The 14766-nt window shown below is 45.8% G+C and carries 18 protein-coding genes; 1 reads left to right on the forward strand and 17 read right to left on the reverse strand.

Going from position 1 to position 14766, the window contains the following annotated elements:
• Positions 1-18 precede the first annotated feature (18 nt).
• From H1230_RS21220 to H1230_RS21245, 6 genes are read right to left on the reverse strand one after another with little or no spacing between them, the layout of a single operon-like run.
• Positions 19-1170 carry a GNAT family N-acetyltransferase gene (locus H1230_RS21220; protein ID WP_239711877.1) on the reverse strand — a complete coding sequence of 384 codons (1152 nt, stop codon included), beginning with the start codon at positions 1168-1170 and terminating at the stop codon, positions 19-21.
• Entirely contained in the window at positions 1158-2471 is a 1314-nt protein-coding gene (locus tag H1230_RS21225; RefSeq protein ID WP_239711878.1) for a F390 synthetase-related protein, read from the reverse strand. Before H1230_RS21225 ends, H1230_RS21220 begins: the two co-directional genes overlap by 13 nt.
• Positions 2471-3325, reverse strand: coding sequence for an MBL fold metallo-hydrolase (locus H1230_RS21230; RefSeq protein WP_239711879.1), 855 nt, complete (start codon positions 3323-3325; stop codon positions 2471-2473). The genes H1230_RS21225 and H1230_RS21230 overlap by 1 nt, the downstream gene beginning before the upstream one ends.
• Entirely contained in the window at positions 3322-4314 is a 993-nt protein-coding gene (locus H1230_RS21235; protein WP_239711880.1) for an NAD-dependent epimerase/dehydratase family protein, read from the reverse strand. Before H1230_RS21235 ends, H1230_RS21230 begins: the two co-directional genes overlap by 4 nt.
• Entirely contained in the window at positions 4311-5549 is a 1239-nt protein-coding gene (locus H1230_RS21240; RefSeq protein ID WP_239711881.1) for an ATP-grasp domain-containing protein, read from the reverse strand. The genes H1230_RS21235 and H1230_RS21240 overlap by 4 nt, the downstream gene beginning before the upstream one ends.
• The gene (locus H1230_RS21245) at positions 5539-6537 is read right to left on the reverse strand and encodes a beta-ketoacyl-ACP synthase III (RefSeq protein WP_239717451.1); all 999 of its coding nucleotides are present in this window, start codon (positions 6535-6537) and stop codon (positions 5539-5541) included. Before H1230_RS21245 ends, H1230_RS21240 begins: the two co-directional genes overlap by 11 nt.
• 289 nt (positions 6538-6826) lie before the next feature.
• Between H1230_RS21245 and H1230_RS21250 the strand changes: the two genes are divergently transcribed.
• Positions 6827-7639, forward strand: a complete 813-nt coding sequence (locus H1230_RS21250; protein ID WP_239711882.1) for a hypothetical protein — start codon at positions 6827-6829, stop codon at positions 7637-7639.
• Between the two features lie 27 nt (positions 7640-7666).
• On the opposite strand, the gene H1230_RS21255 is transcribed toward H1230_RS21250, so the two are convergent.
• From H1230_RS21255 to H1230_RS21305, 11 genes are all read right to left on the reverse strand, one after another.
• On the reverse strand, positions 7667-8458 hold the full coding sequence (locus H1230_RS21255) for a lipid II flippase Amj family protein (protein ID WP_239717453.1): 792 nt from the start codon (positions 8456-8458) through the stop codon (positions 7667-7669).
• 42 nt (positions 8459-8500) lie between these two features.
• Positions 8501-8902, reverse strand: a complete 402-nt coding sequence (locus H1230_RS21260) for a ribosomal maturation YjgA family protein (RefSeq protein WP_275590924.1) — start codon at positions 8900-8902, stop codon at positions 8501-8503.
• 84 nt (positions 8903-8986) lie between these two features.
• Entirely contained in the window at positions 8987-9556 is a 570-nt protein-coding gene (locus H1230_RS21265; RefSeq protein WP_239711883.1) for a histidine phosphatase family protein, read from the reverse strand.
• Between the two features lie 121 nt (positions 9557-9677).
• Positions 9678-10151: an NUDIX domain-containing protein gene (locus H1230_RS21270; RefSeq protein WP_239711884.1), complete on the reverse strand. Its 474-nt coding sequence runs from the start codon at positions 10149-10151 to the stop codon at positions 9678-9680.
• Between the two features lie 67 nt (positions 10152-10218).
• Positions 10219-10668, reverse strand: coding sequence for a DUF4362 domain-containing protein (locus tag H1230_RS21275; RefSeq protein ID WP_239711885.1), 450 nt, complete (start codon positions 10666-10668; stop codon positions 10219-10221).
• A 691-nt stretch (positions 10669-11359) separates the two neighbouring features.
• Positions 11360-11929, reverse strand: a complete 570-nt coding sequence (locus H1230_RS21280) for a putative ABC transporter permease (RefSeq protein ID WP_239711886.1) — start codon at positions 11927-11929, stop codon at positions 11360-11362.
• A gap of 383 nt (positions 11930-12312) precedes the next feature.
• Positions 12313-12495 (reverse strand): hypothetical protein, encoded by a 183-nt coding sequence (locus tag H1230_RS21285; RefSeq protein ID WP_239711887.1) that lies wholly within the window; start codon positions 12493-12495, stop codon positions 12313-12315.
• Positions 12496-12657: 162 nt separating this feature from the next.
• Entirely contained in the window at positions 12658-12837 is a 180-nt protein-coding gene (locus H1230_RS21290; protein WP_239711888.1) for a hypothetical protein, read from the reverse strand.
• 87 nt (positions 12838-12924) lie between these two features.
• Positions 12925-13458, reverse strand: coding sequence for a hypothetical protein (locus tag H1230_RS21295; RefSeq protein ID WP_239711889.1), 534 nt, complete (start codon positions 13456-13458; stop codon positions 12925-12927).
• A gap of 87 nt (positions 13459-13545) precedes the next feature.
• Complete coding sequence (locus H1230_RS21300; RefSeq protein ID WP_239711890.1) at positions 13546-14232, reverse strand: LrgB family protein; 687 nt, start codon at positions 14230-14232, stop codon at positions 13546-13548.
• Positions 14232-14630 (reverse strand): CidA/LrgA family holin-like protein, encoded by a 399-nt coding sequence (locus H1230_RS21305; protein ID WP_239711891.1) that lies wholly within the window; start codon positions 14628-14630, stop codon positions 14232-14234. The genes H1230_RS21300 and H1230_RS21305 overlap by 1 nt, the downstream gene beginning before the upstream one ends.
• Between the last annotated feature and the right edge of the window lie 136 nt (positions 14631-14766).

Here is a 14766-nt window from a genome sequence, read left to right on the forward strand (position 1 = left end):
TATTTGTAGTAACGATAGTTACAATTTCAGCTTTTGAATGATAGGAATTCCAATCCGATTCAGCACTTTCTCCAGTACGGACCAAGAAAAGCGTGTGCGCAAGGGCAAATATCTGTCATAGACAGCAGAAACCTCAATGGCTGCCACTGCCCCTCTGTTCCGTTTGAATTGTCCAACACCAGAGCTCTCGTGCAGGATATGTCCGTTCTGCTCAGCAAGACCTATTAATACTGCCGATAACATTCGGTATAGTCCCGTCGACTGCGGTAGTGTTGTATCGTAGCCAAACAGTGGTGCTGTCATCAAGCCTGCACGGCAAAAGAAGCCCATGGCAGCATCCAGCCTGCCGTCTTTGCGCAACCCATACAAGGTTAAGGTCCCAGTATCCAGCGCGAGCTTGATAAACGCCTCCGTAAACATAGGGTTATGTTTAGAATACTTATGTATGTATAACAGCTCATACAAATCCACAATACGAGAAATATCTTCTGCACCGATTTCTCCTGGTCCAACAATCTGGTACCCCTGCTTGTCCAGTAAGGCCCGGTCACGTTTGAGTAGCCACTTGGCTTTGGAAGGAGACGGTTGCTGTAATAAGTATATTTGACGGCTCGGCACAAGCTTGCAGCCATACGAACTTAAGGCTGTCACGGCCGCACCGCTCGTCTCCCTATTAAGCGAGCGAAAGAGAAGGGCGTAGCCTGGAAATCGCTGGCGCAGGAAATCCAGGATGGCTATCAGTTGTTCTGCACTCACGTCAGGATAGAGGTTGGTGGACAACAACCAATTGTTGACCTGTACGACACGGTTAAAGTGGGCGCCGCGCAATAGAAAACCAATACCGCTTAGCAGGGCAGTCAGCCCTTTCTCCAACAATCGGTTGTTAAGCAAGCTCAATTCTTCCCGGGCATAGCTAACATAATGGGTATACGGGGAGCACACATACGTATTCTCATATTCCTGCTCATTTATGGTAATGGGGATGGGAATCCCATCCACCGTCACTACTTCTATTCTTGTACGCACATTGCGGATGAAATGTTCTGCTCGATGCTCCAGTAGCGGCAGAATATATTTACAAGCATATTGACCGTACTCCGTATCCGGCCATTCCAGTGTTCCAATATTACTCTGATCATATAGAATGACTTTTGCGCTCACAGCTTCCATCTCCTCTCCACCCGCCGCAGCTTCTGCCGACCGGGAACAAATTCATAAGGTGTGAACACGAACTGTGGAACAATGCAGCCTAAACGGGAACAGAGCCGGGTCAGCTCAGTGCTGACTAAGGCTTCAGTGTCTTCACGGCAACCCGCAAGCTTAGCCAGCGATATTTCCATTTCCAGCGGGCTATGCTGAATCACCCGATAATGCGCAATACTCGGCGAAGCCGCGAGCACCGCCCGGGTCACGAAATCGGGAAACAGCGTAATCTGCTCGCCACTTTCGGCATGGGGCAAATAAAGAATATCATCACAGCGGCCTTCAATCCGCTCAATAGCTGTAAAATGAGAGCCGCAACTGCAAGGTGTCGCTGCTTCCGTCAAGATATCATTCAGGCGATAGCGGATAATCGGCTGTGCCATTCTGGAAAAGTCGGTCACAATAGGTACAAAACGGCGTGTCTTTGTGTCCAAATATTCTTTTTCGATATGTACAATATCCTCGTTCAAATGCAGGGTACCCAGCTTACAGGTAGCTCCCAGAAAGCCCTCCGTACATTGATAGGCCTGATGCACCCGTTGTCCAAAAACCTGTTCAATAACCATCTGATCCAGTGGGTCGAGAACTTCAGCTACGGAGATGATTCGGTGCGGCTGCACGGTCAGTCTTCCTGCCTGGTGCTCATCCGCCAACATCCGAAGCATAGAGGCAGGGGCAATCCAGATCTGCGGATCGTATTCTTGCAGACGTTGTACAAGCTGCGGAATCGGCTCCATTAGATCAAAATATTGAAACTGCAGACGGCCGCGTCTCACTGATTCATATAAATTACTGTTCGCACGCAGAAAAAAAGCGATCTTAGCCCGTTTCCACAGTCCACCAGGCAGCAGCTTGCCCAGCACCGTTCCCGTCCAAGCGGACTGCTCCGCTTCACTGACCAGAAAGAGGCCACGGTTGCCCGATGTCCCTGAAGATAGGCCAACCGTAATTCCATGAATAGTGGGCTTGAATATACGACTGTTTTCGGCTTCATAGGCGGCTGCAAAAGCTTGGCTTTTCGTGATTCCAACCGTATTCAGAGTATCAAAATGATCCATCATCATCGCTTTGTCAATAATGGGGAACTGACGCCACTCCGCAGTGGAAATACCTGACCATAGCTCACGGTAGAACGTTGAGTGCTTGCGAATTCTATCTATGTGGCGCATGATGCGCCGCTCCTGCCATTGCTGAAGCGCAGCTCGATTCTTCCAGCTTCGCGCTCCTCGGGCAAGCAAATAATAATAGAGTGTCATTGGGCCACCCATTACTGCCCCCCTCCGGTTCCCCATGTTGCCAATGCATCACGGCAATGACTCGGAACGATTCTGATCTGCGGAAATTGCTCATGGAGCTGGCGCAAAAGTTCAAAATTACGAGCATAGTCCGCGCGGTTGTCCATAATCAACCCCGCTGCTGGATGCGGCTTGCGGTTCTCACGGAACGCCCTGCTCGACCAGACCGTATCCGCACAGAGCAAATAATCATGCTCCGCTGTAGAGACGAACACTCCGATCATGCCAGCAGCATGACCCGATAATTCCACGGCGAGCATACTGCCATCCCCCAATAAATCATAGGCTTCTGTCAAGAGAAACCCCGGCTCAAAACCTCGCTTCATAGACGCCGCACCAACCGGCAAGGAACGCTTCAAGAAATCATCCGGCAGCAGTCCCGGCAGAAATCCTGCACGCAATGCTTTGATCTTCCCCAGACTGCTGACCGCATCGTAAGATTTCTGCAAGTATATGAACTGTGCATTGGGAAAATCGCGCACTCCTCCGATATGATCGGCATGAAAATGCGATAATACGACATATCGGACTTCCTCCGCCGCAATCCCTGCTTCCCGCAGGCGGTTAGCCGCACTGTCTTCCTCTTGATAAACTACAGGCGTAATATGCCGATACAAGGCATCAGGAAACTTGGCGGTTTCTTGGAAAAAGCGCGCGCTATAGCCCGTATCGAACAGAATCGGACCGAATAAGGGATGCTTGATCAAGGCATAACCTGCCGGAAAAGCAACCGGACGAAACGAGCCTCCCCGCATGGTAAGCCGTTCGGGATGCAAGCAATACCCAGCAGCTAGTATGGACAACGAAATAGGCATTGTTGTAATCATGACTGTTCTCTCCACCAATCTGCGAAAAGCTGAAGACCCTCCGCAATAGTTACACGAGGTTCATATCCAAGCATCTCCCGTGCCAATGAAATATCCAGCGTATGGGCAAGCGCAAGTGTACCTACCGAATAGCGGGTCAATGCTGGTTCGCCCAACAGAGGCAACAAGCGATGCAAGACTTCCAAAACATTGGCAGCCCTATAAGCTAATCGGTAAGGCAATACACGGGTGTGCAGCGGAATGTTTAGCAACGCAAATAACTTGGACACTAGTTCTCTAAATATGACCGATTCTCCGTTGGAGATGTTATAAGTTCTACCTACAGCAGAGGCTGAGGCGCTGCAGCTGAGCAGCATTGCATCAACCACATTATCTACATAGGTCAGATCAATCAGAGTCTCTCCGCCATCCAATAGCGGAACCCCCTTACCTATGTTAGCCTGCAGAATCCGTGGGAATAGTGCATTATCCATGGGGCCAAATATAGCTCTTGGACGCAAAATAATTGCCTCTAGTCCTTCTGTGCCAGCCTGCTCTACGGCCAGCTCTGCCAAGCGCTTGGTTGCCACATACGCATTGGCAGGTTTTACAGGCACAAGATCATTTTCCTGAATCCCATAACGGTTCTTAAAGTTAAAATAAATACTGGGTGTCGAGATATGAATGAGTCGCCTGACACCATGATGTTGGCAACCTTCAATAATATTATGGGTAGCGGTGACGTTGCAACTGTAGAAATCATTATATTTCCCCCATGGAGAGGATAGCGCTCCACAATGAAAGACATAATCCTGACCTGCACAGGCACGTACTACTGCATCAAGGTTCCGCAGATCTTCACAGATGAAAGCTGCACCTTCCTTAGCGAATTGGCTACCGATTTCCCGGTTGCGTCCCAGCCCACTGACCTCCCAGCCCAGCTCTGTCAACCTCCGCAGCGTATGCCGTCCGAGAAAACCCGTAGCTCCAGTTACCAATGCTTTTGTCATCGTTCACCATTCCATTCGATATCTTCAGTCAAGGATTCCATTACAGACATTCCCATCTGCCTCGCCATCTTGCAAGCTTTGAATACTATTCTGAACTGCTCATAAAATGGATGCGGATCATCTTGTTGGTACACCACATCACCTGCCTCGCGCAGTGCTCTCCACCAAGCATGCCAGTCCTTGAAGTTCCAACCCAACTTGAAGCCACAGGCCAGCATGGGCAATGTAAGCATTGCTTTCCTGCCCGAGTTCGGGGTAATCACCTCTCCAGTGCGGACTAATATCTCCGGAAACAACAGTGCTTGTTCAAGCCTATCTTCTTGTGCAAATAAATGGATACCGCTTGTTGCTCGTGGATTACACTCGATAGGGTATACGATTCCATCCTCAGCTTCAATGAAATCAAAGCCAATTTGCCCTGTAAAGCTAATAGCCTTAACAAATTGGCTTACCCATTCATAGATGGGTATATGCTTCAGATGCTCAAAATGAACACTTGCCCCCACTTTTCCAGTTCGATAATGACTTTTGTAGGTGGCATGTGCTACTACTGTTCCTTCGTGCACGATTGAATAAGTACATAGAGCTGTGCCGCTAATATACTGTTGAGCTATCCATGGCGCAGCAACGGACCCTTCAGACCATGGATCACGTTGATTCATTCGGCGTTGCTTCCGTTTCGCCTTTAATAGCTCGCTTGGCATAATTACCTTGGAAGCAAAACGGGAGTAGGCTGGCTTCAGCACCATTCTTCCGGCCCTAAATTCATCTTCCATGACACGCTGCCATTCCCTACTGTTCACAATGAGCAGTGTATCCGGCACGTTGAATCCGAATTGTTGGGCCTGCCTGATAAAATCACCTTTATGATGCAGGCTATGCAGAAGATCCAGCCCTACAGAAAGTACCCTGCAACGACTGCTCAGACGCTCTAAACCAAGTGCAATATAAAAAATTTCCTCACAGGTCGGTACGAGCAGATCAATCTGCAGGGAGATAATCAACTGCTCCAGTGCCTCAATATAGGCCTGCGGATGATGACGAGGTGAGGGTACCTCGAAGCTCTCCTCTACTGCATCGGACACACGACATAAATGATAGGGAGTGCTCTCAGCCACGAATACCTGGTGATCTGCATGATGGAGCAAACGCGCCAGATCGAGAGCAACAGGTGCACGTCCTCCTGTCAGAAGAATATTCTGCTTCTTAGGGATGCCCAGGTGGTCAGTAGTCAATAACCATGCCTCCCAGTGACAGCCCTGCTGCGGTACCGATCAGCAGAATCCGGTCTCCACGCTGAATTCGTCCCTGGTGAATCGCCTCATGCAGTCCCATTGGAATCGAAGCGGCAATCGTATTCCCATGATTGGGTGTAATATTTAGAAATTGGCTCTCGGCAATCCCTAACTTCTTCTGCAGCAGCCGCATCGCCATAGCACTTCCCTGATGAGGAATGACCAGCCGGAAATCATCCATTTGCGTACCAGACTGCTTCAGCAGCTCCTGAATGAAATCAGGTAACAGCTTTGAAGCCATCCGAAAGATCCCCTTGCCGTCCATATGGAATAGATAGGACGATTCATTATGTTTACTGTATTTTTGGGCGGTGAGCTTACTTCCTCCGCCAGCGATCTCTGAATAACTTGCACCTTTGCTATAGGTTTTGAGTGATGTGTGAATGATACGGGCAGAATCCTGAGCTCCCGATGGGCCGATTACAACTGCAGCGGCACCATCACCAAAGAGTGCAGCACTCTCTTTTTCCTGCCAATTTAACCCAACTGAGGCGATTTCCGTAGCTACAAGCAGCACATTTCGGTATCGACCGGCTTCAACCATATATGACATTACATCGAGTCCAACCATAAAGCTTAGACAGGTGGCATCCATATCAAAAGCTGGGACCCCTGATTCTCCTTGGCCCATAGCTTGTTGAATAAATACAGCAGTGCTGGGCAGCGGTTGTTCCTTGGTTCCACTTGTACAGACTAGGCAATCGACATCAGAGAAGCTTAACCCTGCATCCGCCAGGGCTCTCTCCGCTGCTCTCGCGCCCATTTGCGATGAGGTTTCACCCTCTGCATAGTGACGCACACCTACGCCAGTTGCTTTGTTAACCCAACCAGCTGGCACCCCTAGACGCTCGTCCAGCTCTTCATCCGTTACTAGCCTGTCCGGTAAATATTTGCCGGTACCCAATATCTTCACTTTTCTAAGCTGCATCATGTTTCATCTCCCTATTGGACTGGCAGTGTTAGTCTCGCAAATGTGATGTTTAATGTAAACTATACTATACTAGCATTCTACTAGACTTCTGCTCAGAAGAACATTCCATCCGCTAAAAAGCAAACTAATGTTCTATTCAGGATTGACTATCCATTAATTTCAAGTTATAGTAAATGAAAATTACATGTGCATTTGCGGGCGAAGCACCTCGCAAGACAGGCATTTATGCCTATCTTGGAGGTGCTTTTTTTCGTATACTGCTTATTTCAGATGGGAGCTGTGGCTAATGATTAACGATTTACGTAAGAACAGAAGTACCCGAATGATTCACAAGGCACGCTATTGGAGAGGGTTTGTAGAAATTGTCATTTTGCTAACACTCCTCACCGCTAATGTCACTCAAGCTAGTGCAGCCTCTGATTGGGATAATGCACTCGATGACATTAATGCTATTCATGGAGAGTATACGGCTCTGCAGGGGGTTATCAAGGCAGACAGACTGAAGATCCAGAAACTTCGCAAAGAGAACAATGATGACCTAAAGACTGTAAATGCACAGCTGCTAGCTGTTGACCAAGCTCTGTTAAGCCGTTTGAAGACCGAAACGGAGGCAATCCGCAAGAAGTACGCTCCGCTACTGGAGCAATATTCAACACTTAGCAAGCAGTCTACTGCTGCCAAGAAAGCAGGTGACACTAAGACAGCGACACTGCTCGATCTGAAACGCAATAAGCTGAAGGCTGCTGTTACCGCCGCCCGGGCTGAGGTGAAGAACAAGGTAGATGCGCTGGCCGCTGCTCGTAAAGCAACCGCTGCTAAGACAAAGCCAGCCAAAGATGCTATTGCACCCGTTGCCGCCATTAGGAAGCAGATTGTTGCCGGGAATAAGAGTCTCGCTGCTGAACAGAAATTACGCTTGGAAGCAGATACACGCTATAAATCTGCTGTTAAGCAAGGAAATGCGATCACAGCAGCTGTAGAGCTGAAGCTCTCATATGCGCATATGAGCAAGATACATACCATGCAGCAGATGCTTTATAGCTCGGAGCAGAGTATTGCCCTTGCAGTCCGTACAGCAGAATCCAAGCTGCCCAAGTAAGGTCTGCATATTTCGTTCGGGCTGACTTCAGATCAGCTTCACCAGCACAATAATTAAATGGGCGGCCGGAACAAACACAACCTGACCCAGCAATGTGCCCAGAAATCTGGAGCCCATTAATAACATGTAGATTTTACCAAGCTGATCCCGGTACTCCACATTCTCGGTAGCTTTATGCGTGATGATGCCCAACTGTGGATCAATGAATATCGTTAGCAATATCGTCGCTATTCCGTTAATCATTCCTGATGCTTGAGATGCAGTCGTGCTTAAATGAGGTACTAAATGGGCGGCGTACAGTGAAGATAATACACCGACCGTATAGAATGCCGTAACAAATATATTCATGATAAGAAACCGTTTGGGTATGCCCAGGTATCTGATATTATAAAGTCTCATTTTCGGTTTGCGTATGTATTTCCTGCTGTTTTTCAGTTGCCCTATAGTAACGCTAGTAAGTAGTTTAGGTATAGAGCCTTCTACCTCCAGCTTAGAGATGACTCTTTCGAATAAACCCACAAAGGTAGGAAAAAGAGCAATAGCTATTAAGGTACCTAAAGAGGACGCTAGCAAAATAATCCTCAAATAATTAAGCAGCGGAAATCCCTGATCAACCTTGGCATAATCGACGAATTTTGCTGTTAGTGGAGCTTGAATCATATTTGCGGTTCTGGATACCAGTACAATAATACCAGTCAGGGACAAAGCGATCGCAATCTTATTCAGCTTCACTCCGGCAAAACGCACGGAATAAGACAAGGTTTCAGCAGTATGAATAATCATCGTAAGCAGGAACACTATTATTAAACTGTTCGTCATCAATTCTATCATCTCCACTGAATTTGTATGCAGGTCCAGTTTCTACTTTTTAGAAACGTTATACCAACGCCATGCACAAATATCCAAGCCATAGGAAAGACCAATACCCACCGTATACCTGAGAAGATCTATCCACAAGAAGCCTTTTCCCAGAATCAATCCTCCCACCAGAGTGGAGCGTAAGCTATTTATCCAATCCTCTTGATACAGCTGACTAAATTCGATACCAAAACTAAATATCAAGCTTAGGACGAGAGAGTGCAGTTTCTTTTGCTCAGTGAACAGGACCCGAAACCCGAAATAAACCATGCTTCCCCATAACGCATCTCCAAAGTGTCTGGACACAAACAAAGGTAGCTGGTCAGCGAAAGCTCTCGAGCTAATGCCTAACACAATCACTGTGAGAAAGATGCAGATATAGACTATAGATTTCAAATGTTTCATTCTTATTTCTACCTCTATCCAGCGTTTGACTTGCCCTCAGTAAATCCGAACATATTGATAAGGTTCCGCATTTTCAGTTCCTCCTTAACTCCACAGCCGCTCAACATTAACCAGTTCCATTTCATGAAATTCCAGCTTATAAATATCCGGTTTCGAGGTTTGCTCAAAGAATTCGTAACCATAGGTCTCATCAAAATAATTCAGAATAAGCGTCATGATATTTCCGTGGGTGCCCATAGCAATTCTGCCGCCTTTGTGCTGCTCAAGTAGCTGCTTCACAAGGGGGATGGATCGCTCCTGCGCTTCCCAACTACTCTCCCCGTCCAGCATTTTATAATGCTTGTCCGTGAACGAAGTCCGAATTCCTTGTAGAATTTCTCGGGGTTTGATCTCAATCTCCGTACTCCCGATAGCTCTTTCCCTGAGTTCCTCATAGATCGCAATTTCCTGATGAGACGCTTCAGCCAAATATTTAAGCGTAGCGATTGCTCTTCTATAGGGGCTGGAGACAAAATGGGTAATTCCGGCATTCGCCAAAATCTCCTTGATCCGGAGGGCATCCACTATCCCTTGCTCGGAGAGTCCCCGATTCCGCTCATCCCCCACTACAAAAGGTGAAACTGCATGTCTGACCATATAAATATACGTATTCATAATTCCCCCTGAGTTCATTAAGACAGGTTTATCCTTTTAAATGCTGATCCAAATCCATGGCGTTTTTAAAATATTGCTTGAGTGAGTGTAAGATCGCATTTATCCTCTCCCTTCACCTCCATCACTCAAATATACTTCTTAACATCCCTGTATCTTTAATGAAAAGTTCCGGCGGATAAGGAATGGCAAGCTCAGGGCGTTCATTCTCCTTAAAAAACTTAAGCTCCTCCACCTCCTCATCCCCTCCTCTAGGCGTTCCTTTGACAATGGAGCATTCAAAAACAACTGTCAAATACTCCACCTGATGCCCATTACTATATTCATATTTATATTTCTCACCACCAAAAACACCTAATATCCCCACAGGATTAACCAATAATCCCGTTTCTTCATATACCTCTCGCCGCACAGCTCTTGATGGGGTCTCTCCTGGTTCAATCGCTCCTGCGGGCAAACCCCAGAGCGTTTCACCAGGCTTACGGAGAAACAAAATTTCTTCCTCGGCATTTCTTATGATCGCAGCTACCGCTGGAATCATTAACAGCCCGGAGCCGACTGTCTCCCGCAAATCCCGATAATAAGCAGACATTGGCATGATCATCATCCTTCATTTGTTTTTGTTGATTATTATGCTGCTCATTCAACTTGAATTCCATGGAACGCTATAAGTTTTCCTTCCAAAATACCACTATGCCTATCTTCTCATCATTAGGACGATTAGCACAGCTGGTCAATTCAACACGATAACGATCCACAAGTTCATCTAGTTGAATGCCTTTGCACACGTATTCGGTCTTTCCCGTATTAGTGCTCATACCATCTCTCGTATTATCAACAATCCAATGCAGCTCTTTGCCGTCTGAATATATGTCATGGATTTCTGCCCCGCTGTCTATCGTCGGACTAATCATCATAAGATTATCTCCTATGCCTTCGCTAAAGCGATGGATCATTTCTTGCGTTCTGTTTAAGTCGAGTTGATCAAAATGCGTGAGTATGTAAGAACGGTCGTTCATACGTGGTGTTGGTTTGTTCACGGCTATAATCAAAAAGCCGGTTAAAACAACGATAACCAACAGTTGAAGAACAATAATCCATTTTGTATATTTCATAATTCTCCCTCTTTTAATTTCAAAAAAAATCTATCCTTTACAATATACAACAAAAAAATGCCTCCGAACTCAAAAATTTCTGAGCTCGAAGGCAAATTCAGCAACGCCTCTTAGGATTTCCCCTTGGGGTTAGCTAACTGTATAATCATAATGACAAGAACGAGCAATGCTATGAGCTGATCAGTACTCATCTGCGTCCGCCTCCATTCCCAATTGAAGGATGGCTCTTCCGGACGGCATTTCCTCTCCCAAGGATACTGCTTCGTTCCCCCAATTTCAGAATATGAGGCATGGAAGCTGTTTATTACCGAATCATTAGGAGGGGGTAGCTATTTCTCTTTTCAGAAGGGTAGCTTGTTGGTTGTCTGTAATTAGCATATTGATTTGCTTAGGTGACTACTTGGGAAGTGGGTTGGCGAATATAATCCTTGTGCGATTTAATCCGGTTCTCGATGCAATCAAATTTACTGAACCCTTTAGAAACTGGATGATTGATACTGAAGATACAAAATGGGCGGCCGATAGCGCCTTGATTAGTCTGCGGTTTCCAGCTTACCTGATACACTTCGGAACTTTTCTAGTCACGGGATTTGTAATTGATTTCTTTATCTACCTTTTCAGACGAAAACCTTTCATCAGCTAGATCGCTTATTTTACAAAAAAATCCATGCTGCACCAACTTCATCCTTCGTTATCCTTCACTAAGCTCCAGTTCTTTCTCGCCCCGGCGCCGGGTCCAGCAAGTCCATAACAGATCGGCCGTCGCATAGAGAGCAACCGCTGGCAACAGTAACTCCCACATTGGTTCAACAAGGCGATACAATAGCTCCAAAAGCGGTTGAATCACATACAGGCAGGCCGTGGCGAGCAACCACCAATACATAGAAAAGCGCAGACAGATATGACCCTGCAGCTGATGAGGCATGCTGGAGTAATCCCACCATTGCTTATGAAATAGCGTCTTCAGCAGCCAACCACTGACATATTCAACCATAGAAGGAATCACTAACGTTAGCAATAGAAATAACGGAAGCGGTACTTGCAGATTCATTGCGATGAGCAGCAGAAGTGGTGCAAAACCGTACATCGGTTTAAATGGCCCTTTTAGAAATCCTTCCTTACGAAAAGCTCCAGTACTGTACAAGTTATAGGTTCCCTCCAGTACCCAGCCCAAGAAAGAATAGATCATAAAATAAAAGAAGTATTGGCTGGCAACAGCAAACGGCATGAAACCATCTAGCGAAATTTCTGGTGTAATCAAAATATATCCCGCCTCCCAGTTGTCAGTATTGGCATCAGGTATTATCGGGACATATTATGCCTTAGTTTGACAGGAGATATGCGGGTATACTTTGAACCTAACGGGAAATTATCCCTCTAATTAGCCAGTTAGTGCTTAGAAATAACAATTAGAGGGATTTTCTCCCTATAGATTCTGAATATATGCCTATATATCACCAAATGGAGTTTTTAGAGGGAGAAATTCCCTTTATTCTACTCTGAAGTCCCAATAAATGGAATTTAGAGGGAGGATTTCCCTCTATCTCTAAGCTCGAGTCCCTTGTTTAGATAAGAACGACAAAAAAGACATAACCCAAGGGTTATGTCTCTAGCGGGACAAGAAAATTATACTCACCCGTGTTTCTATTCTTTAAGCTGTTCCTTTAGATTCAGCGGCAGCAAGTGATCGTCTTGTTGCCTCTTCAGCGTCTCGAGCTTCATTTCACTGCGCACGCCAAAGTCGGAGCCGTATTTCTTTTCGAGATTTTCCATGAGGGCACTCCCCCGTTTTTGCCGATACCGGCCGTTCTCGTTTCGACTTCGCATTCCATTTCCTCCTCGCAATAAATTGCTGTCAGTCCTGAGAGTTCTGCGATGATCTTGGAGAATAAGATGTGTTGAGGTTGTACCTATTTCCAGTATACATTATTTAACATAAAAAAAAGACTGCCCGCTAAGGACAGCCTAATATTTTATTCACTTATTCATTTATTGCTGATTCTTGGGTAGCGGGTCTGGATGAGCAGTGTCTGCAGGCTTGGCTACCCACGCGTCTGCTTCCGGCTCAATATCCACACCATTTTCCATTTTCTTTTGCTCCGCCAGTGAATCACCGTCTTTATTTTCTTTGTTACGGAGTTGAGCTTCGTCTTGAATATGATCTGCCATGTGGAGTCCTCCTTCATACGCTTTGCATTTCTTGTTCCTTAGTTATAGTTACCCGTTAGGGTATATTACAAACATGGATTCAAGATACTATCTATGCTTACGTTGTAGATTATCCGACCAGTCCTTTTGCAGTCGTTGGTATAATTTCACAGCAGATTCCCTGTCGGTTGCCGGAATACTAATAATGATGGTGTCGTGAGTAGTACTCCCTTGATTGAGACTGTTATAGAGATCATTTGTGGTGTCGTTGGCTTCATACGTCTGTTGTGGAACCTCAAGACTCCATTGACTGAAGTCCTTATTCGCATAGACACGCCCTGAAAATGGAAGCCAGACAGCTTCAAGCGCACAATTCATAAATCCCACTTCTGGAGACAAACTGCAGTAGCTGTACTCAATGTCATTAATTCCCAACTTACCTACATACGACTCTGACTTTTCGTCAAAAGCACCCTTCAAGGCAAGAGTCACGGGCTTCGCAAAACTGGTATCCTGTAATTTATAAGCAGTGACTTCGATATGGCGATCCAGACGAATCACCTTTGGGGCACTTGTAAAACCATAGATAATCAACCCGGTTAGTATCAGGATAGCTATACTCCAATAAAGCAGCTTTTTCATAACCATACACTTCCTCATGTCAAAAGATGAGTACCATATTTTAACAATACATGAAATGTTATGGTTGTGACAATATATTTTGCTGCACTACTGATACATAATCCAGGCCACCAATGGACCAATTATGGAACCCACGATGGCACATACGGTCATCGCTACCGAGCTCATGGAAACGGAGCGTTCGCCATATTCCAGCGCTTTCGCTGTCCCAAGTGCATGGGAGGCTGTACCCATACCAATACCGATGCCCACTTCACTTTTAATTCTGAACAGCTTAATGAGATAAGGTCCTGCAATAGCGCCTGTAAACCCGGCCACCATTACAAAAACAGAGGTTAAGGAAGAATCCCCGCCAAGACTGCTGGAGATCTGTATGGCTACAGGGGTTGTGATCGATTTAGGCAATACGGAGAGCACGTACAATTTCGAGAATCCAAATCCGGCCGCTAGCAGCAGACCGCTAAACATTCCAACAAGCAAGCCAGTGATAGCCCCTCCCAAGATGGCAGGAAAGTTCTCCATCAACACATTGCGCTGCTTATATAAAGGATAGGCTAACGATACAACTGCAGGCCCGAGCAAGTGATTAATCCATTGGCCGCCAATCATATAGGTATCATACGAGATATGAAAATAGAGGAGCAGCCCAACCACTACAACAGTTGCGGTAAGTGCGGGTATAAGTACAGGAATACGAAAACGCCTGTAGATCCCAGACATGATCAAATAAATAGTTACATTAAGTAGAACGATTCCGACTGCGATAAAAAACATTATAATTCCTTCCCCTTCTCTTTTATACTGCTGCGGCCGCTTCTACTGCTCCATCCTTCCAGCCACTGACTGGAATGCGCCGCTGTTACCATCGTCAATACCGTGCTAACAATGAGGATAAGAATCAATAATAAACCTCTGCCATCAAAAATATCTAAATGGTTCACAATCCCGGCAGTCGCCGGAATAAAAAATAGCGGAAGATATGATAATACTGCAATTGACCCATTCTCGATCCATTTCACAGGCACAATTCGAAAGAGTAGTAAAATAAATAATAATATTAGTCCAACAATACTCCCCGACACTGGGAGATGCAGTAGCCTTTGCAGATAGTCGCCCACCATATAAAACAGATATAATAGCGCGACTTGGACAATGATGACCAAGATTTTCATGTGACAGAATCCCTTCAGTATGAAATTAATATAACCTACTTAAAAGCTGTACTCTACTAGCGTAACAGAATTTTCATGAAAATTTCAATTTTTTCCAAAAATTAATATCCGTTTTCAATTTCAATTTCATATTCTT

It is taken from the genome of Paenibacillus sp. 19GGS1-52 (genome assembly GCF_022369515.1).
In the GTDB taxonomy this organism is placed as follows: domain Bacteria; phylum Bacillota; class Bacilli; order Paenibacillales; family Paenibacillaceae; genus Paenibacillus_AQ.